General features: G+C 53.9%; 22 protein-coding genes. 13 read left to right on the top strand and 9 right to left on the bottom strand.

The window, feature by feature from the left end:
• Positions 1 to 484 precede the first annotated feature (484 nt).
• Both E2F51_RS21005 and E2F51_RS21000 read left to right on the top strand, forming a co-directional pair.
• The gene (locus E2F51_RS21005; protein ID WP_134824458.1) at positions 485 to 3,172 is read left to right on the top strand and encodes a cation-transporting P-type ATPase; all 2,688 of its coding nucleotides are present in this window, start codon (positions 485 to 487) and stop codon (positions 3,170 to 3,172) included.
• Between the two features lie 88 nt (positions 3,173 to 3,260).
• Complete coding sequence (locus E2F51_RS21000; protein ID WP_134824457.1) at positions 3,261 to 3,596, top strand: nuclear transport factor 2 family protein; 336 nt, start codon at positions 3,261 to 3,263, stop codon at positions 3,594 to 3,596.
• Positions 3,597 to 3,610: 14 nt separating this feature from the next.
• Here E2F51_RS21000 and E2F51_RS20995 read toward each other — a convergent pair whose 3' ends face one another.
• On the bottom strand, positions 3,611 to 4,120 hold the full coding sequence (locus E2F51_RS20995) for a GNAT family N-acetyltransferase (RefSeq protein ID WP_134824456.1): 510 nt from the start codon (positions 4,118 to 4,120) through the stop codon (positions 3,611 to 3,613).
• A 63-nt stretch (positions 4,121 to 4,183) separates the two neighbouring features.
• Between E2F51_RS20995 and E2F51_RS20990 the strand changes: the two genes are divergently transcribed.
• The 3 genes from E2F51_RS20990 to E2F51_RS20980 all read left to right on the top strand — a co-directional run bounded on the left by E2F51_RS20990 (position 4,184) and on the right by E2F51_RS20980 (position 5,619).
• Entirely contained in the window at positions 4,184 to 4,762 is a 579-nt protein-coding gene (locus E2F51_RS20990; RefSeq protein WP_134824455.1) for an XRE family transcriptional regulator, read from the top strand.
• Positions 4,763 to 4,922: 160 nt separating this feature from the next.
• Positions 4,923 to 5,156, top strand: coding sequence for a hypothetical protein (locus E2F51_RS20985; RefSeq protein WP_053142283.1), 234 nt, complete (start codon positions 4,923 to 4,925; stop codon positions 5,154 to 5,156).
• A gap of 259 nt (positions 5,157 to 5,415) precedes the next feature.
• The gene (locus E2F51_RS20980; RefSeq protein ID WP_134824454.1) at positions 5,416 to 5,619 is read left to right on the top strand and encodes a hypothetical protein; all 204 of its coding nucleotides are present in this window, start codon (positions 5,416 to 5,418) and stop codon (positions 5,617 to 5,619) included.
• Positions 5,620 to 5,823: 204 nt separating this feature from the next.
• Here E2F51_RS20980 and E2F51_RS20975 read toward each other — a convergent pair whose 3' ends face one another.
• From E2F51_RS20975 to E2F51_RS20960, 4 genes are all read right to left on the bottom strand, one after another.
• A complete protein-coding gene (locus tag E2F51_RS20975; protein WP_134824453.1) occupies positions 5,824 to 6,072 on the bottom strand; it encodes a biofilm/acid-resistance regulator YmgB/AriR in 249 nt (82 codons plus the stop codon).
• A 69-nt stretch (positions 6,073 to 6,141) separates the two neighbouring features.
• Positions 6,142 to 6,438 carry a hypothetical protein gene (locus tag E2F51_RS20970; protein ID WP_134824452.1) on the bottom strand — a complete coding sequence of 99 codons (297 nt, stop codon included), beginning with the start codon at positions 6,436 to 6,438 and terminating at the stop codon, positions 6,142 to 6,144.
• A 180-nt stretch (positions 6,439 to 6,618) separates the two neighbouring features.
• The gene (ycgZ, locus tag E2F51_RS20965; RefSeq protein ID WP_134824451.1) at positions 6,619 to 6,864 is read right to left on the bottom strand and encodes a regulatory protein YcgZ; all 246 of its coding nucleotides are present in this window, start codon (positions 6,862 to 6,864) and stop codon (positions 6,619 to 6,621) included.
• A gap of 276 nt (positions 6,865 to 7,140) precedes the next feature.
• Positions 7,141 to 7,455 carry a hypothetical protein gene (locus tag E2F51_RS20960; protein WP_105759972.1) on the bottom strand — a complete coding sequence of 105 codons (315 nt, stop codon included), beginning with the start codon at positions 7,453 to 7,455 and terminating at the stop codon, positions 7,141 to 7,143.
• Positions 7,456 to 8,004: 549 nt separating this feature from the next.
• On the opposite strand from E2F51_RS20960, the gene E2F51_RS24215 reads away from it, so the two are divergent.
• On the top strand, positions 8,005 to 8,130 hold the full coding sequence (locus E2F51_RS24215; RefSeq protein ID WP_256372238.1) for a hypothetical protein: 126 nt from the start codon (positions 8,005 to 8,007) through the stop codon (positions 8,128 to 8,130).
• A 256-nt stretch (positions 8,131 to 8,386) separates the two neighbouring features.
• Complete coding sequence (locus E2F51_RS20950) at positions 8,387 to 8,986, top strand: hypothetical protein (RefSeq protein WP_134824449.1); 600 nt, start codon at positions 8,387 to 8,389, stop codon at positions 8,984 to 8,986.
• Positions 8,987 to 9,055: 69 nt separating this feature from the next.
• Here E2F51_RS20950 and E2F51_RS20945 read toward each other — a convergent pair whose 3' ends face one another.
• From E2F51_RS20945 to E2F51_RS20930, 4 genes are all read right to left on the bottom strand, one after another.
• A complete protein-coding gene (locus tag E2F51_RS20945; protein WP_013202779.1) occupies positions 9,056 to 9,355 on the bottom strand; it encodes a HigA family addiction module antitoxin in 300 nt (99 codons plus the stop codon).
• 175 nt (positions 9,356 to 9,530) lie between these two features.
• Entirely contained in the window at positions 9,531 to 10,007 is a 477-nt protein-coding gene (locus E2F51_RS20940; RefSeq protein WP_134824934.1) for a ferritin-like domain-containing protein, read from the bottom strand.
• A 275-nt stretch (positions 10,008 to 10,282) separates the two neighbouring features.
• Positions 10,283 to 10,813 (bottom strand): hypothetical protein, encoded by a 531-nt coding sequence (locus E2F51_RS20935; protein ID WP_105759969.1) that lies wholly within the window; start codon positions 10,811 to 10,813, stop codon positions 10,283 to 10,285.
• 464 nt (positions 10,814 to 11,277) lie between these two features.
• Positions 11,278 to 12,630: an amidohydrolase family protein gene (locus E2F51_RS20930; protein WP_245174145.1), complete on the bottom strand. Its 1,353-nt coding sequence runs from the start codon at positions 12,628 to 12,630 to the stop codon at positions 11,278 to 11,280.
• Positions 12,631 to 12,850: 220 nt separating this feature from the next.
• Between E2F51_RS20930 and phnF the strand changes: the two genes are divergently transcribed.
• Genes phnF through phnK form a run of 6 tightly spaced genes read left to right on the top strand, consistent with a single transcriptional unit; the run spans position 12,851 to position 17,258 of the window.
• Positions 12,851 to 13,567 (top strand): phosphonate metabolism transcriptional regulator PhnF, encoded by a 717-nt coding sequence (gene phnF / locus E2F51_RS20925; RefSeq protein WP_209215455.1) that lies wholly within the window; start codon positions 12,851 to 12,853, stop codon positions 13,565 to 13,567.
• Complete coding sequence (gene phnG / locus E2F51_RS20920; RefSeq protein ID WP_013202773.1) at positions 13,568 to 14,014, top strand: phosphonate C-P lyase system protein PhnG; 447 nt, start codon at positions 13,568 to 13,570, stop codon at positions 14,012 to 14,014.
• Complete coding sequence (phnH, locus tag E2F51_RS20915) at positions 14,014 to 14,589, top strand: phosphonate C-P lyase system protein PhnH (RefSeq protein ID WP_053142296.1); 576 nt, start codon at positions 14,014 to 14,016, stop codon at positions 14,587 to 14,589. The genes phnG and phnH overlap by 1 nt, the downstream gene beginning before the upstream one ends.
• Positions 14,589 to 15,662, top strand: coding sequence for a carbon-phosphorus lyase complex subunit PhnI (locus E2F51_RS20910; RefSeq protein ID WP_134824447.1), 1,074 nt, complete (start codon positions 14,589 to 14,591; stop codon positions 15,660 to 15,662). The genes phnH and E2F51_RS20910 overlap by 1 nt, the downstream gene beginning before the upstream one ends.
• Entirely contained in the window at positions 15,655 to 16,500 is an 846-nt protein-coding gene (locus E2F51_RS20905; protein ID WP_013202770.1) for an alpha-D-ribose 1-methylphosphonate 5-phosphate C-P-lyase PhnJ, read from the top strand. Before E2F51_RS20910 ends, E2F51_RS20905 begins: the two co-directional genes overlap by 8 nt.
• The gene (gene phnK, locus E2F51_RS20900) at positions 16,497 to 17,258 is read left to right on the top strand and encodes a phosphonate C-P lyase system protein PhnK (RefSeq protein ID WP_053142301.1); all 762 of its coding nucleotides are present in this window, start codon (positions 16,497 to 16,499) and stop codon (positions 17,256 to 17,258) included. The genes E2F51_RS20905 and phnK overlap by 4 nt, the downstream gene beginning before the upstream one ends.
• The last annotated feature ends 6 nt before the right edge of the window (positions 17,259 to 17,264 follow it).

Genomic DNA, 17,264 nt, shown 5'->3' with positions numbered 1-17,264 from the left:
GGGTAAATCAAAAAAGTAAAGATTTGTAGTTTGTAATATTTTTGATGCAATTATCGATACATAAATCCTGAAAAGACGAAATATTCAGTTTTAAAGCCTGCTATTGCAGTGTAATGCACGGTGTGGATTTTAATTAAACGGCAGGGGAAATAATGGCAGCCTTATGAATTTTATCTGGAATTTATATTTGGCTGAATGAGACGGCGTGAAGGGTGAGAGATTCAGGCGCGGGCAAATACCCAATATGGCGAGTTGAGTGAAATTATTTTCGCTGTGCTACGTTTAAAGCGTTAATTTCCCGAATTATCTGTGAAACATTAAGGTTTTTCACTAATCAGCTCCCTGTGAGTAGCCATTAATGACATATATCGTCATCTGACGCGAACCTGTTCACGGCCAGAGGCCTAGCTTTGCGTAAATGCCGATCTGTTAATAAACGGATATCACCGCCTTGATTTCCAAAACAGGACTTGAGGAGAAAGCGATGAAAACAGCTAAACCGGAAAGTGCGTACTATCAGCTTTCTGTTGATGAAACGCTGGCCAGTACCCGCAGTTCACCCGATGGGATAAGCAGCTCTGAAGCGTCAGAGCGGTTAAAACAATACGGGGAAAATGCCCTTCCGCAAAAGCCCGGTAAACCTGTTTGGCTGCGCTTTCTGGCCCACTTCAACGATGTTTTAATCTACGTCTTGCTTGCTGCTGCCCTGCTGACTGCGGTGATGGGACACTGGATCGATACCCTGGTTATCCTCGGCGTGGCGGTTATCAATGCGCTGATCGGTCATATTCAGGAAAGTAACGCGGAAAAATCGCTGCAAAGTATCCGTAATATGCTCTCCAGTGAAACGGTGGTGATCCGCGGCGGCAATCACGAAACGCTTCCCACCACCGCACTGGTCCCGGGCGATGTGGTGGTTATCCGCGCCGGGGACCGCATCCCGGCCGATCTGCGGGTAATCGAAGCTCATAACCTGCGTGTTGAAGAAGCGATCCTGACCGGGGAATCCACCGTGGTGGAAAAGGGGACCGACGCGCTGACCGGCGACCTGCCGCTGGGCGACCGGACGAATCTGCTGTTTTCCGGCACCACCGTCAGTTCTGGCGGAGGGAAAGGGCTGGTGGTGGCGACCGGCGGTGCCACCGAATTGGGGCACATCAACCAGATGATGTCCGATATTGAACCCCAGCGCACCCCGTTGCTGGTGCAGATGGACAAGCTGGGCAAAGCCATTTTCCTGATCATTCTGGCGATGATGGCCGCGCTGTTTGTCTTCAGTTTGCTGTTCCGCGATATGGCGCTCTCTGAGCTGATGCTGTCACTGATCAGCCTCGCCGTGGCCTCGGTCCCGGAAGGGCTACCCGCAATCATCTCGATCATTCTTTCTTTGGGCGTACAGACCATGGCCAGGCAGAAGGCGATTATCCGCAAACTGCCGACGGTTGAAACGCTCGGGGCGATGACTGTTATCTGCTCGGATAAAACCGGCACCCTGACCATGAATGAGATGACGGTAAAAGCCATTATTACCGCCGATCAAATCTACCGCGTCGATGGCGCCAGCTATGAGCCGGTGGGCACATTTCACCGGGCCGATGACGCGTCGCCCGTCGCCATCACGCCGGGTTCGCTGCTGGAACGTTATCTGCGAACCATTGATTTGTGTAATGACAGCCAGCTGATCAAAGATGAGAGCGGCCTGTGGAAAATCACCGGCGGACCGACTGAAGGAGCGCTGAAGGTGCTCGCCGCGAAAGGGAAACTTCCGACAGTTACTACCGAACTGCGCAATAAAATTCCGTTTGATTCGCAATATAAATACATGTCGACCCACTATCTGATTGGTGAAGAGGAGTGCGTACTGCTTACCGGTGCGCCTGATGTGTTGTTCAGGCATTGCCAGCAGCAGCAAACGGAAAGCGGACTGCAGCCGCTCGACGTGGCCTGGTGGGAAGCGAAGATAGAAGAGTATGCGAAGGAAGGGCTGCGCATGGTCGCGGCGGCATGGAAACCGGCCTCGCCAGGCCAGAGCGAATTAACGCATCAGGATCTGCAGCAGGGGATGATCCTGTTAGGCATCGCCGGAATGATGGATCCGCCGCGACCGGAAGCCATCACCGCCATCCGCGACTGTCTGCAGGCAGGGATCCGCGTCAAGATGATTACCGGTGACCATCCGCAAACCGCCATGAGCATCGGTCAGATGCTGGGTATCAGTAATGCCAGTGTTGCCATCACCGGCGGTGAGCTGGAGGTAATGGATGACCGGCAGCTGAGTGAAGCGGCGCAAGCGTACGACATTTTTGCGCGAACCAGCCCGGAGGATAAATTCCGTCTGGTGCAGGCGTTGCAGAGCAAAAAAGAAGTGGTCGGGATGACCGGAGACGGCGTGAATGACGCCCCGGCGTTGAAGCAGGCCGATGTCGGCATCGCGATGGGCATTAAAGGGACCGAGGTGACAAAAGAAGCGGCAGACATGGTGCTGACGGATGATAACTTTGCCACCATTGCCAGCGCAGTGAGGGAAGGGCGTCGGGTTTACGACAATCTGAAAAAAACCATTCTGTTTATCATGCCGACCAACCTGGCTCAGGGGTTATTAATCATTATTGCGCTGTTGGCGGGGAATTTAATTCCGCTGACGCCGGTATTGATCCTGTGGATGAATATGGCCACCTCCGCGACGCTCTCCTTCGGCCTGGCGTTTGAAGAAGGCGAGAAAAACATTATGCGACGACCGCCGCGCGATCCGAAGCTGCATGTGATGGATGGTTTTGCCATCTGGCGGGTGATCTTTGTCGGATCGATGATTGCCATCAGCGCATTTGTACTGGAGTCCTGGCTGCAACCGCGCGGCTATTCTGCCGAATTCATTCGTACCGTCTTACTGCAAACACTGGTGACCGCGCAATGGTTCTATATGCTCAACTGTCGCGTCTCGAACGGTTTCTCATTGAGTAAAGGGTTGCTGCTGAACAAGGGAATTTGGGTGGTAAGTGCGGTGCTGCTGGTCCTGCAGCTAATGATTATCTATGCGCCCTTTATGCAGGTGCTGTTTGGCACAGCGGCACTGCCATTCCGCTACTGGGTGATCACCCTGATTATCGGTTTTGTGATGTTCCTGATTGTGGAGATAGAAAAGCCGCTTACCCGTAAGTTCAGAACAGCCTGAACGTCACGGTCAGGGCTTTCTTGCTTTCAATGTGTGAATTTATATGTTAATAATTTGCATAACTATTTGAAATGAAAGCGAGGTTAGCATGTCGGCAGAGTCACCCGTTCAGGCGCAGTTTGAAGCGTACAATTCCCACGATATCGACGCGTTTATGGCGTGTTTTTCCGATGAGTTCAAAGGCTACCGGATGCCAACCGAGAGCCCTTCAACTCAGGGGAAACACGCATTACGTGAGTTTTACGTTAACCATCGTTTCAACAATCCCGATCTCCGCGCTGAACTTATCTCACGGGTGGTAATAGGCGATAAGGTATTTGACCACGAATTAATTTATGGCCTGTCTCCAACCCCGTTGGAAAGCATGGCTGTTTTTCATGTCCAAAATGACCTTATTGCCACTGCCTGGTTCTATTTCGCCTGAGGCTTCAGGGCCGCTCAGGGTGATTCACGCGTATCCAGACGCAGCTGTAAAAATGTCAGGTCGAGCCATCGGCCAAACTTATTGCCAACTTCTGACATTCGGCCAGCGTCAGTGAATCCCAGCTTTTTATGCAGCGCGATCGAGGCACTGTTTTCAGATTCAATACCGGCAACCATCACATGCTTGCCCTGATCTTTCGCCAGTCCGATCAGCGCCTGCATCAGTACCGTGCCGGTCCCGCCTCCTCGCGCAGCCTTGTGAACATAGACCGAGTGCTCCACGGTATGCCGGTATCCATCCCAGGGACGCCAGTCGCCATAGGAGGCATATCCCAGCACGGTATCCGCGTCATCCACCGCGACAATCATCGGAAAACCGGCATCGTGACGATCGCTCATCCATTTGATGCGGTTCACCACATCGACCGTTTTATCATTCCAGATGGCGGTGGTGTTAAGTACCGCATCGTTATAAATATCCGCAATGATTTCAGCATCGCGTTCTGCAGCCGGACGAATACGCATGATAGACACTCCCGCGTGGATTTACTAAAGTGGATGAAACGTACACTATGGTAGTTATCTAATATGTTAGATGAAATGTCCAGTAAAGAAGATGGCCTGAATGCCCGCATTGGTCAAAAAGTCCGGCAGGAAAGGGAAAGGCGGGGATGGTCACTGACCGATTTGGCGGAAAATTCAGGCGTCTCACGGGCAATGATCAACAAAGTTGAACGCGGCGAAAGTAGCCCGACCGCCACGCTGCTGGCGCGACTCTCAGGCGCGTTTGATATGTCGATGTCGCAGCTGATTGCCCTGACCGAGGTGCGTTCGGGCACGCTGGTCAGACATGAAAACCAGCCTGTCTGGCAGGATCCGGAAACGGGTTATATCCGTCGCCACGTTTCAGCAGGCCAGATCCCGCTAGACCTGGTCAGCGTTGAGCTTCCGGCGAAAACCGCCGTGCCGATGCCGGTCATCTCATACCTTTCCCGACGGCAGCTGATATGGGTGATGGAAGGCCGACTGACGTTTGAGGAAGGGGGGAAGACATTTGAGATGCTGGCCGGGGATTGTCTGGAGCTGGGCGATCCCGCGGATTGCGTCTTCAGAAATGATACCGATGAAGTGTGCCGCTATGCGGTGGTGGTGCTAAAACCCGTCTGACGTCGACGTTTTGATTCCCTGCGCCATGCCGGCCCACAGTCCTGGCTTAAAGGCGCTGCGGCTGGCACACATTTTTACAATATTTAACAACGGCTTAATTTGTATTAACTATGCTTTCATCGGACGCAAAGCGTTATTTTAATAAAAAAGGATCAATTCAATGTTTAAACTTTCTACGTTTGTTGTCATTGCCGGGCTGTTACTGTCTGTGACTTCTCAGGCTGAAGCGAAGGGATGTATCAAAGGTGCTGTGGTTGGCGGCGTTGCAGGTCATGTTGCCCATCATGGCGTAGCGGGCGCTGCAGCCGGTTGTGCCGTTGGCCATCATATGGCGAACAAAAAAGACAAAGAGGCTGACAAGCAGCAGCAACAGCAGCAGCAACAGACTAAATAATATCACCAGGTGGTGCAGCCCGTCGGGGCTGTGCTGCTTCCCCGCCAGACCCTTCCCCCAAATCTGAAACTGATCGCGGTATCCTGCCTCACATTTTTGCACTACAAGCGCTAGCGTTCTGTGCAGTACTGTGCCCGGATGGCCTGCAGGGTTGGGTTTTTTCAACGACCCAGCAAGGGGATAGGAGCATTAACGGAGATGCAATGCGCTTTTCCAGATGGTAAACTGTATGCATATCCAGAACTACTCAGGGGTGAACGTGCCCGACAAAGACTCAGAATATCCATCAGACATCTGTGCAGTGGTCGGCAGAGCAGTGGCCCAGCTCATCAGCACCAACGAAGCCATCAACAAGCACAGCGTACTTCTGGTCCTCCATGAACACAGCGAGCAGACCAACGATGAAGCGCTTAAATCGGTTTACCTGCTGGCTTTCCGTGCCATCCTCGAACGCTTCCATTAAATCCGCGATCGTATCCTCTGTAGAGGTGCGCCGGCTTATCTTCACAGGCAATTCATCCCCCGCTTACAGACAAAACATCTCCTGCTATGGCTGGAAAATTCACTGTATTACATGCAGATTTCGTAACGGTAAGGGAATGCCGGGAGGGGGTAAGGAAAGGGAAGGCAAGACGGCCCACAGCGGAGCCGCCTGAGTACCACAGGCTCAGACGTCGTCTGGCGTGCGGCCAACCACAACTTCGAGCGCTTTGCGATAAATATCTAACTGCGTCACGTCGGTGGTAGATTCCAGCCGGTTAATCAGGCTAAGAATGATGTCCTTGTTGCTGACGGTACCTTTCATCGCGACAACTTCGCGGATGACGGTGCCAATAACCGCGGTTTCATCAGAAAGCAGGTCGCCCTCGTTTTGAAAATACGCCAGGATGGCATTTTCGGTGGACTGCTGGTTCATGCGGTTACCTCACAGGAATGACGGCCTTAAGCCGCCCGGATTAATGGCTTCAGTGTGTGAACTTTGCACTCAGTGTTTTTTAGAATCGTCGGATGGACCGTCATTATTAAACATATGCATGACGTTCTCATGGTCACGGACTTCCTGGGTAACGCTGTCGTTATCGCTCTGACGACTTGCTCTGACCTCGCTGATAGCACGCCGGCAAGCGCGTTGCCTGAGCGTGTCATGCTCACCTGAAGCCATCGCCTGCAGTCGGTCAATAAGCGCCGACGTATTCATTACCGCATCCTGCCGCAGCAGCGTCAGCACCGCTTCGCCAATCAGGATATCTGTCAGTTTTTGTTCTTCATCATCTTTTTGCATACAACTTCTCTGAAACAGCGATACGGGGGAAAGCGTATCGATCCGGACATTAACGCTGTGGGACCGTCTTACGCGACCGCCACCTCTTGTTATCATTCCCTGTCAGCGGCTTACGCGCCGCGCTAATAATAAAAGAACCGGGCGAAATCTTAAAGCTTCCGCCGGTCTCATCACTGAATTTTAATCATTGCGGCCAAACAGCAAGCCAATCAGGTCATGGTAGTGCTTTTCCTGCTCCGCACCGGAAGCCAGCTCAAGGCGTCTTAACAGCTTTGAGCAGATCGCTTTGCGATTTAACGTTCCGCCTGCGCGAAGGATCTCCACGACGACCTGTCCGAGGGTCTCCTGCTGTGAGGGCAGCGACGCCTCGCTAAAGTAGCGGCTGATTTCGGCATCATTCTGAGGATTTTGGCCGTGCTGACGCATATGAAGAGTCCTGTATCTGTTAAGTTTAAAATATGTGCAGCTTTTATGACGCTGAAGTTATACAAGTTTTCAGTATGTGTACAGCAATTGTGATAAACAGCACTTCGGTTTTTTTTGCAAAAAGTGCTAGCCTTTATTTTTCATAGGGTTGCTAGCGTTCAGCAAAGGGCATTTGAGGGCGTTTACCGCGGTGTGGGGCTCAGACAGATTGTACAACGGGGGGAAGTTGTACCGGATGCCCGGCCAGGCGGCCGGGCGGGGTTCAGCCGTCAGAAACTAGTCTTCGTCCTGATACTGCGTGAGACGGATGGCGTCTTCACGGTGGGGATGACGAGTATTTGCCTGTCCGGTAGCCTCTGCCAGCCAGTCCTGGTGATTATTGTCTGGATAACTGCTTTTCCTGCGGCTCAGCAGCCAGCGGCGAGCAGACCAGATGGCAAGTAACCGGTCATCATCTTCTTCAACGTTACCCATCACATTTAGCTCGTCGAGCAGGGCAGTGGTCGTGATATCTTTCCGGTTGAAGAGAAGGCTTACTGCAGCTTCGCCAATCATAAGTTCATGCGTTTCATCTTCATTGGAAATAGACAAAATTACCTCCGGGATAAATATAAATTGCAAGCCAACTTAGTGAAGCAATTTAAATATAGAAGCCAATGCCACATAAATCCAACGCGCGGACTGTAATGCGGCCTGTTATATTGAAAGGTAAAATATATTGAACTTTATTACAGGTTTGCAGGGCGATGATTTATAGCCATTTTTTATCCTGATAGCGGTTTAATGACGTTGGTGATTATTAACAGGCAAGGATTAATTAAACCTATTAAGCCGTTGTTTTAAGAATATTCTGCGCTTTGTTTTTGCTCAGTTAATCGCCCGTTATGGAGTGAATTGCGCAGGCTGGCAAATTTTTCCCAGAAAAGGTAGTTGCGCAAGGAAACTAAATTGCTAGCAATTTCAGTCTGTTGTCTAAGTTGCAATCAAAATGCCACTTTATGCTTGAAAGAGAGTAGGGCGGATTCAGTATAATTCGCACTCTTTTTTAGGGATGATTTTATGTACACAGCCAAATATTACTATGCCAGTTCCGGGGACTTATCACAGTGGGAAATTCACCGCAGAAACTGCGAAAGGATTATGCCCAAAACCCGGATTTTCCTCGGCACCCTTTATACCGATCATCAGGCACTGATGGTGGCCAGACAACGCGTACCCGCTGCGGATTATTGCCGCCTGTGCACCGGCTCTGAGACTGCCGATTAATCTTAACCCCATCAATTGATATAGCTTTTATTGACGGTCTTCTCATCCGGCTGATGCGCTTCGTAAGACGCCGCATGAGTAAGGCCCCTGTTGCAATTCACCGTTACTGCCACGTCCCGCAAAAATATTTTCCTGCCGCAATATCCAATTCCGCATCTTCATCTATTTTTAAAAAGTCAGTCTGTTCTCTGTAACAGGCACTATCAGCGGGTCTTCAGTGTTCTGTCTCCGACAGAGCGTGAATAAGGAAAATTTTATGACTACGCAGGATCTGTTAATTCTTACGGCAGTGGTAATGGCAATTCTGTTCAGCGTGAGTTTTGCCATACGCCGTCCAGGCATCAGCGAAAGTGATCGGCGCGTGGCCGAAGTTGAAAGCATGACATCAGAGTGCAGGCAAATCCTGAAGGGCGTGATCGGCTACATTGATGCGTTGATTGTCACGCTTGAGTCTCGTTGCCCGCCAGTCACGTCGCAAGGGCTGGTAAACGCCGCTGAACTGCAGCACTGGCTGAAGCGGGTGGATGAGAGCCCGGTCAAATTATCTGATGAGCAGATCGGCAGATGTGAATTCCTGCTGAGCGAGCATTTCCCGGATGAATGGCTGGCATGGCAAATTCACATCCTTTCCCTGCAGCTGGACGTGACGACCTTCTTTCTTACGCCGGAACCCGGACGCGCGATGGAGTCATTAGCGGCTGGACGGACGGTCAACGAAATCCGCGCCTTTACAGAGTCGCTGAGAAAACAGCGGCAATTGCTGGATGCCTATCAACAGCACCTCAGGGATTCACTGGCAGAAGAAGTTGGGTTGAGCGGAAGGGTGATGCAGGCCAGCGGCAGGCAGGTTATTTAACCCGCCGGGGCGTTATATTTTCGTCAATATGGCGCCCTGAACCTGCTTCGAACCTTATAGCGATCACGCTCAGCTATTTAAGGGCTGTGGCTTGTAAGAAGTATTGAGTTTGCTTAAATCGACATTTTTTTGTGCTTTTTCAAGGCTGTAAGTCGCCTGAATTCTCAGCCACATTTCCGGCGTACTACCCAGAACGGCAGCCAATTTGATAGCCATTTCAGGCGTGATTGTCGTCGTACCAGATACCATGCGTGAGGCGGTTGACGGGGCAATTGCCAATGCACGGGCGAGTTCCCGAATACCAATGTTTAGATCTTCCATAATGCCGGCGATGACTTCTCCGGCATGAGGCGGGTTAAACATTTTCATCCTTGATAATCCTCTTAATTAATATCCAGGCATCTTCGTTAATGCTCCCTGGTGTGGAACACTTTAGCTACGTGTTCCTTACTGTGCAACACTCTTCAATCCTTTCGATTCATTTCTTTTTGTCAGGCCCATTTGGCGACAGGGGGTAGCACTTATCAGTCATCCCTGGCCCAAATCAGGCTTGCTGAACAGCAATCTCGGTCAGCTTTTCATCCGTGGCCCGCTCTTCTGCCAGCGTTTCACCCAACAGTTTCGCCGCCTCTTTATAGCCCAGCTTCAGGGCAAGGGCCTGCAATGTGCCATAAGCTGCCATTTCATAATGCTCAACCTTTTGAGCGGCACCAATCAGGCCGGCATCGCGAACCGGGCCGGCTTCCACGGAGTCGATAATTTCCTGAGCTTCTTCGGCCAGGCCTTCCAGGGCATGGCATTTCATCCTTTTGATATGCACGCCGTCTGTGGCCTCAACCAGCTGATCGATGCGTTCGATTTGACCGCGTGTTTCTTCCAAATGTTGTTTAAAAGCAGCAACAAGTTTCTCATCGGTGGCGGCACGCGCCATTTTTGGCAGTGCACGGGTAATCTGTTTTTCAGCACTATAAATATCCGATAAATCATGAATAAACAGATCTTCAAGCGTTTTAATTGTCATATTGATTCCAGTAATAAATAAATTAAACAGGATGTACACAATAAAGCGTAGCTGAATAAAGACCATTGCCACGTGTCTGTCCGTTTATTTTTCATTACTGCAAAAAACGAAGAGGAAAATAAAAAATTCTTGCTAAAAATTAAAAGTGATTTATGGAATATTATTATGCAGCCTTATGAAATAACGACATAAAAAATTCATCAACGGCCTGCACATCATCGCCTGAAAACCCCTTCGCCAGAACAGCCCGATTTCTCGGGCTGAATGACAGTGGCTTAGTGAACCTGCAACAACGCTTCGCCGTCAATCATGGCTAAGCCATGACGGGTGCGGATAAAGCGCGGGGCCTTAAGATCGTCAGCCAGTACGTGCAGCATATCGTAGAGCATTTCGATCAGCTGGTCTGACAGATCCGTCGGCTGCTGCTGGCTAAGCAACACCAGCGTCAGGGCCGAACAATATCCGCAGAGCGTATCCGAATCGGCCGTCAGCGGATTGACAGCGCCGCAGGGCTGACCCTCATCGACCGTTAACTGCGCAACCAGATAATCCGGCAAGGGCTGCTCTAATACCAGCTTCAGCACTTCCAGCCCGGCGAACAAACGGCCACAGAGCGCCATGCGTTCGGTGGTACTGTCATTCTCAATTAATGCGTCGACGTAACACTGGCACCGATCCAATATCTGGAACAGATCCAGCGCAGGACTTACCGGTAATTCCAGCAGTGCCGTGATTTCAAGATCAAAAATAGATGGTGTGGAAGTGAAATCATGTCGAACGTCTGTGTTACTATTCGCGTTAGCCATATTCGTTGGTCCTTAACGTGTGTGGTCAGACGCCTCGAGAGTGTTCTAAGCACTTTCGGGGCGTTGCTTTTTGTTACGCGGAAATAAGGGGTTGTGCGTAACAGAAACTATTCTCCTGTATGGATATATAGGAGTCAATGCCAAATCAACGGTAAATACTGACGCGGGAGAGTATCGTTTATTTTCTTCGAGTCGGCTCGCAAAAATAATTAAACGCGGGGTTTTGTTGCAGGATTCGTTCGACCGATCGATTAACGTCGATTTTTGCATGTCTTTTAAAAAACATAACGTTATTTTCGCTTTCAGCCATAAATGTCATTAAAGTTTAACGCAATGTAATGGATTGGGTTTTTTCAATGCGCAATATATTAACAAAAAACGGCGGGCCTCACGCCCGCATGATTCCGAATAGTGCTGTATTACGCCAACGTCACGACGATTTTTTTAAATGCCTGAGCTTTCGCTTATTCACTCCTGCTCAGCAACCCCTTCGCCGAGTCATTCGCCTGCCCGATCAAACCCTCAATATCCTTCTGCTGCATCACGCCGTCCTGCTTCACAATCTGGCCATCGACGAGAACCGTTTTGACGTTTTCCGGTCGGGCGGAATAAACAATTAACGCCGCCGGATCGCCGCCGCCAAAACCACTCATATTCAGTGCGTCAGGATCGATAATCTGAATATCCGCACGCTTACCTTGTTCAAGCGAACCGGTTTTCGCCGACAGGCCAAGCGTATCCGCGCCATGCCAGGTGGCCATCTCTAACAGCTTGCGCGGATCGGGCCGCGTTTCATCCTTCGTGGCACCACTTTCGGTCAGCGCCGCCAGCCGAAGGGTGGCAAACATATCGCCGCTGCCTGCCAGTGCATTGCCATCAATACCCAGTCCTTTACGCGTTATAGCCGAGAAATGGTCTATTCGGGTAAGCCCGTAGCCAACCCGTTGTTCGCTGATTGGGGACAACGCCAGGCTGCTGCCGGCTTTTTCCAGTGCGGAAAGCTGCGAGGGCGTGGCATCGGTGGCATGCACCACGGTGACCGACGGATTGAGGTAGTGACGGTCAATCAGCGCGTTAAACATTGCCTCTGCATCGCCGCTGACGTGCACCTGGATCGGCAGATCATGCTGGCGGGCGGCGTTGAATTCGCTGTCGCGCATCGCCCAGTTTTTCTCATCATTGAGCTGTCGCGGCAAGCGCCATCCCAGTCCGAGGGTGACCCGGTCGTCCGGTTTTTGCTGTTGCGCCAGGTTCAACAGGTGACCGGTATCGATGGGTTTTTTGGTGGTCTTATCCGGGCCACCGTAATACATCACCGCGCGGATCCCCGAATCTTTCAGCGCTTTTAACCCTGCATCGCCCCATTGCGGGCCCTTAATGTTATCGAAAAAGTCGCCGCTGCTGGTGATCCCGCCGGACAGCAGCTCAACCGCACCGGTGTACATGGCGGTATAGGTATCCGCCGGCTGCATGCGCGCGCCAAGCTGGTTGCTTACCGGGAAAAATTTGCCGTCCTGATTGCGAAACTGCCCGCGCATCGTCGTGACCCACAGATGGGAATGGGTATCCACAAAGCCGGGCAAGACATACTTGCCACGCGCATCAATCACCCGACGTCCTGCCGTGGGCAGATCCTTGCCGATTTCGGCAATCCGGTTCTGGTGGATCAGAATGTCACTCTCCGGCCGATCTGCGCTGCTGGGCTTAAGCGGCATCACATAGCCATTCTTAATCAGGATATCTTGCGGTGGCTGCGCCAACAGCGGAGTGCTGGTCAATCCTGCCATCAATGCCGCCAGTAAGCAGACTTTCATCATCACCTCTCTCATGGTTTTCAAATGGTTTAAAAATGAAATATTCATTTCATCATAGACCATCAGGGCGAGAGCCCCCCAAAAGCCAAATTCATCTGCCCGACACTTAGCCTTAACCCCGCTGTCACATTGCGCACGCAACATACCTGCATTGAAAAAGTCAGGTCGCCAGAGCATTGCCGTCTCGCGACACCGCCTCCTCCCTGTGATTGAGGATTTTTCCATGCTGAACCTGTCCAGACATCCGACCACTGTATATCAGGCGATTGCCGCCCAGCTCGAAACGGAACTCAGCAACACCTACCGCTGCGGGGAATACCTGCCTTCCGAAAAACAGCTGGCGGAGCGCTACGCCGTCAATCGCCATACGCTGCGCCGCGCGGTGGATGAGCTGGTCAATAAAGGCCTGGTTCAACGGCGGCAGGGCGTTGGCATCCTGGTGCTGATGCGTCCGTACAACTATCCGCTGCATTCGCAGGCGCGCTTCAGCCAGAACCTGCTGGAGCAGGGCAGTCATCCCACCAGCGAACGTCTGCTGGCGGTGCTGCGTCCCTGTAATGCGGAAATCGCCGCCGCACTCGGCCTCGTTGAGGGCGACACGGTGATCCATCTGCGCACCCTGCGTCGGTTGAACGGCGTGCCGGTGTGCGTGATTAATCACTATCTTCCCGACCTGCGCTGGTGGCCGAGCCTGCAACAGTTCAACAGCGGATCGCTGCATGACTATATGCAACAGAACCTGTCGCTGGCGTTGTCCCGCAAGCAGACCCGCATTACCGCACGTCGCGCCCAGGCTAAGGAGAGCAAGCTGCTGGAAGTCGCGCTGCACTCGCCTTTGCTGTGCGTCCGCACGCTTAACACCACCGGCGAGCAGCAACTGGCGGAATACTCCGTCAGCCTGACGCGCGCCGACATGATTGAACTGACGCTGGAGCACTGAATGGATCCGATCAAGGCAAGACAGCGCTGGCTGTCGGTGCTGGCTCACTGTCAGCCCGCGCAGCTGCTGGCCCACTGGCAGCCGCTGAATCTTCATCCGCATTACGAACAACTGAGGGTGCCGGAAACCGGTCTGACCCGCCTGCAGGCCAGAATGGGCGGCACCGGTCGCCGCTTTATTGTGGGCGATACCACCGTCACCCGCGCCGTGGTGCGGCTGGATGACGGCATCTGTGGTTACAGCTACGTGATTGGCCGTAATAAAGCGCATGCCGAACTGTGCGCAGTACTGGATGCCCTGCTGCAACAGAGCAGCAGCGCCGAACGGATCCAGCAACAGATCATCGCGCCTCTGGCCGCCGCCCGCCAGGAGCTTCTGACCCAGCGTGCCCGCGAAATAGCCAGCAGCCGCGTCGACTTCTTTACCCTTGTCCGGGGAGATAATTAATGACCTTACTTGCCAGCTTTACCCATCCGGTTGCCGATTCTCAGCGGGCATTTCGCCGCATCCTGAAAGCCATGAGCGAGCCGGGCGTGATGGTCTCGTTGCCGCAGCTGCCGGCCTGGGGACGGGTATCTTCCGCCGCCACCGCGGTACTGATGACGCTGGTCGACCGGGAAACGCCGGTTTACCTCGACAGCACCCTGAATGACGAGGCGCTGCTGACCAATCTGCGCTTCCACACCGGCGCGCCGGTAACCGAACAGACCGACGCGCCGTTTGCGCTGCTGCATGCCAAATCCGATACCGCGATTGGGCAGTTTTCGGCAGGCAATAACGTTTCGCCAGAGAAAAGCACCACGGTGATTATCGAAGTGCCAAGCCTGAACGGCGGGCTGACGCTGCGCCTCAGCGGTCCCGGCCTGCTGGAAACGCGGGCGATTGCACCGCAGCTGCCGGAAGGCGTGCTGCAGTATCTGCGCGAGCGCCCGCACAGCTTCCCGCAGGGCATCGATCTGATTTTCACCTGTGGCGAAAACATGATGGCGTTGCCACGCACCACTGACGTGAGGGTCTGCTGATGTACGTTGCCGTTAAAGGGGGCGAGAAGGCGATTGAAGCCGCCCATCAGCTGCAGGAAAACCTGCGCCGTGGCGAAGGCAAGGATGAACTGCAGTGCCAGCAGATCGACCAGCAGCTTGGGCTGGCGGTCGATCGGGTGATGACCGAAGGTGGCATCCACGATCGTGAACTGGCGGCGCTGGCGATTAAGCAGGCCTCAGGCGATTTGGTGGAAGCCATCTTCCTGCTGCGCGCCTATCGCACCACCTTGCCACGCCTGGCCGACAGCCTGCCGCTGGCCACCGAGAATATGCGGCTGGAACGTCGCATCTCCGCCGTCTACAAGGATTTGCCCGGCGGCCAGGTGCTCGGCCCGACCTATGACTACACCCATCGCCTGCTGGATTTCACCCTGCTGGCGGAAGGTAAAGCGCCCGCTGCGCCGCGTGCCGAACAGCCGCTGGATGAACGCTGCGCGCATACCTTTGACCTGATGACGCGCGAAGGGCTGGCCCTGCGGGAAGAGGATGACGGCAGCGAACCGGTGGACATCACCCGCGATCCGCCGTCCTATCCGTCGCCGCGTTCCGCCCGTCTGCAACAGCTGGTGCGCGGCGATGAAGGTTTCCTGCTGTCGCTGGGTTACTCGACCCAGCGCGGCTACGGACGTAATCACCCGTTTGCCGCGGAAATCCGCACCGGCTATCTGACGGTGGAGATCGCGCCGGAAGAGCTGGGCTTTTCGCTGGATATCGGCGAGATCCTGCTGACCGAATGCGAGATGGTCAACGGCTTCACCACGCCTGCCGATAAGGCACCGCACCTGACGCGCGGCTATGGCCTGGTGTTTGGCCGCGCCGAACGGAAAGCCATGGCGATGGCGCTGGGGGATCGCGCGCTGCAAACCGGCGAACACGGTGAGCGCGTGACCAGCCCGGCGCAGGACGAAGAGTTTGTGCTGTCCCACGCCGATAACGTGGAAGCGGCGGGCTTCGTCTCGCACCTTAAGCTTCCGCACTATGTTGATTTCCAGGCCGAGCTTGAGCTGCTCAACCGCCTGCGTGCCGAATACCAGGAGAAGCACCGTGACTGAACTGAGCGGTTATAACCCCGGCTACCTTGATGAGCAGAGCAAACGCACTATTCGTCGGGCGATCCTGAAAGCGGTGGCCATTCCCGGCTATCAGGTGCCGTTCGGCGGCCGCGAAATGCCGATGCCCTATGGCTGGGGCACCGGCGGCATCCAGCTGACCGCCAGCATCATTGGCGAACACGATGTGCTGAAGGTGATTGATCAGGGCGCGGACGACACCACCAATGCCGTCTCGATCCGTCGCTTCTTCCAGCGGGTGAGCGGCGCGGCGACCACAGAGCGCACGGTGGATGCCACCCTGATTCAGACCCGTCACCGCATTCCGGAAACGCCGCTGACGGAAGATCAGATCCTGATTTTCCAGGTGCCAATCCCGGAACCGCTGCGCTTTATCGAGCCGCGCGAAACCGAAACCCGCACCATGCACGCGCTGGAAGAGTACGGAATTATGCAGGTGAAGCTGTATGAAGATATCGCCCGCTACGGCCATATCGCCACCACCTACGCCTATCCGGTGAAGGTCAACGATCGCTATGTGATGGACCCGTCGCCAATCCCGAAATTCGACAACCCGAAGATGGACATGATGCCCGCGCTGCAGCTGTTTGGTGCCGGGCGTGAAAAGCGCATCTACGCCTTGCCGCCGTACACCAAGGTGGAAAGCCTGGACTTTGACGATCACCCGTTCACCGTGCAGAAGTGGGAAGAACCCTGCGCGATTTGCGGTTCACGGCACAGCTATCTGGACGAAGTGGTGCTCGACGATCAGGGGACCCGACTGTTTGTCTGCTCCGACACCGATTACTGCCACCAGCAACAAGAGGCACACCAAGCATGATCAGCGAACACCCCCTGCTGGCCGTTAACCAGTTAACCCACCTTTATGCGCCAGGCAAAGGCTTCCGCGACGTGTCGTTCGAGCTGTATCCCGGCGAAGTGCTGGGCATTGTCGGCGAGTCCGGCTCCGGTAAAACCACGCTGCTGAAGGCAATTTCAGCGCGCCTGGCACCGCAGCAGGGCAACATCATTTATCAGGGACAGGATCTGTACGCCTTAAGCGAGAGCGATCGCCGCCGGCTGCTGCGCACCGAATGGGGCGTGGTCCATCAGTATCCGATGGATGGCCTGCGTCCGCAGGTGTCTGCCGGGGGCAATATCGGCGAGCGGCTGATGGCCGTCGGCCAGCGCCATTATGGCAATATCCGCGAAACGGCCGGCCAGTGGCTGGAAGATGTCGAAATCCCGCTGTCGCGCATCGACGATCTGCCAGGCACCTTCTCCGGCGGCATGCAGCAGCGTCTGCAGATTGCCCGCAACCTGGTAACGCATCCGAAGCTGGTGTTTATGGATGAGCCAACCGGCGGGCTGGACGTGTCGGTGCAGGCGCGCCTGCTCGATCTGCTGCGCAGCCTGGTGCGGGATCTGAATCTGGCGGTGGTGATTGTCACCCACGATCTGGGCGTCGCGCGGCTGCTGGCCCATCGCCTGCTGGTAATGAAAGAGGGTGAGGTGGTGGAAAGCGGGCTGACCGATCGGGTGCTGGACGATCCGCATCATCCTTACACGCAACTGCTGGTCTCTTCGGTGTTGGGTTAACTCTGG

This window comes from Erwinia sp. QL-Z3, from assembly GCF_004551645.1.
Classification (GTDB): domain Bacteria; phylum Pseudomonadota; class Gammaproteobacteria; order Enterobacterales; family Enterobacteriaceae; genus Erwinia; species Erwinia billingiae.
The sequence above is the reverse complement of the archived record's forward strand: the minus strand, read 5'-3'. Positions and strand labels throughout refer to the sequence as shown.

Bases quoted from the DNA above. Each gene is read 5' to 3' on its own strand.
- E2F51_RS21005 (WP_134824458.1), top strand. From the start codon at position 485: ATGAAAACAGCTAAACCGGAAAGTGCGTACTATCAGCTTTCTGTTGAT.
- E2F51_RS21000 (WP_134824457.1), top strand. From the start codon at position 3,261: ATGTCGGCAGAGTCACCCGTTCAGGCGCAGTTTGAAGCGTACAATTCC.
- E2F51_RS20995 (WP_134824456.1), bottom strand. From the start codon at position 4,120: ATGCGTATTCGTCCGGCTGCAGAACGCGATGCTGAAATCATTGCGGAT.
- E2F51_RS20990 (WP_134824455.1), top strand. From the start codon at position 4,184: ATGTTAGATGAAATGTCCAGTAAAGAAGATGGCCTGAATGCCCGCATT.
- E2F51_RS20985 (WP_053142283.1), top strand. From the start codon at position 4,923: ATGTTTAAACTTTCTACGTTTGTTGTCATTGCCGGGCTGTTACTGTCT.
- E2F51_RS20975 (WP_134824453.1), bottom strand. From the start codon at position 6,072: ATGAACCAGCAGTCCACCGAAAATGCCATCCTGGCGTATTTTCAAAAC.
- E2F51_RS20970 (WP_134824452.1), bottom strand. From the start codon at position 6,438: ATGCAAAAAGATGATGAAGAACAAAAACTGACAGATATCCTGATTGGC.
- ycgZ (WP_134824451.1), bottom strand. From the start codon at position 6,864: ATGCGTCAGCACGGCCAAAATCCTCAGAATGATGCCGAAATCAGCCGC.
- E2F51_RS24215 (WP_256372238.1), top strand. From the start codon at position 8,005: ATGCCCAAAACCCGGATTTTCCTCGGCACCCTTTATACCGATCATCAG.
- E2F51_RS20950 (WP_134824449.1), top strand. From the start codon at position 8,387: ATGACTACGCAGGATCTGTTAATTCTTACGGCAGTGGTAATGGCAATT.
- E2F51_RS20945 (WP_013202779.1), bottom strand. From the start codon at position 9,355: ATGAAAATGTTTAACCCGCCTCATGCCGGAGAAGTCATCGCCGGCATT.
- E2F51_RS20940 (WP_134824934.1), bottom strand. From the start codon at position 10,007: ATGACAATTAAAACGCTTGAAGATCTGTTTATTCATGATTTATCGGAT.
- E2F51_RS20935 (WP_105759969.1), bottom strand. From the start codon at position 10,813: ATGGCTAACGCGAATAGTAACACAGACGTTCGACATGATTTCACTTCC.
- E2F51_RS20930 (WP_245174145.1), bottom strand. From the start codon at position 12,630: ATGATGAAAGTCTGCTTACTGGCGGCATTGATGGCAGGATTGACCAGC.
- phnF (WP_209215455.1), top strand. From the start codon at position 12,851: ATGCTGAACCTGTCCAGACATCCGACCACTGTATATCAGGCGATTGCC.
- phnG (WP_013202773.1), top strand. From the start codon at position 13,568: ATGGATCCGATCAAGGCAAGACAGCGCTGGCTGTCGGTGCTGGCTCAC.
- phnH (WP_053142296.1), top strand. From the start codon at position 14,014: ATGACCTTACTTGCCAGCTTTACCCATCCGGTTGCCGATTCTCAGCGG.
- E2F51_RS20910 (WP_134824447.1), top strand. From the start codon at position 14,589: ATGTACGTTGCCGTTAAAGGGGGCGAGAAGGCGATTGAAGCCGCCCAT.
- phnK (WP_053142301.1), top strand. From the start codon at position 16,497: ATGATCAGCGAACACCCCCTGCTGGCCGTTAACCAGTTAACCCACCTT.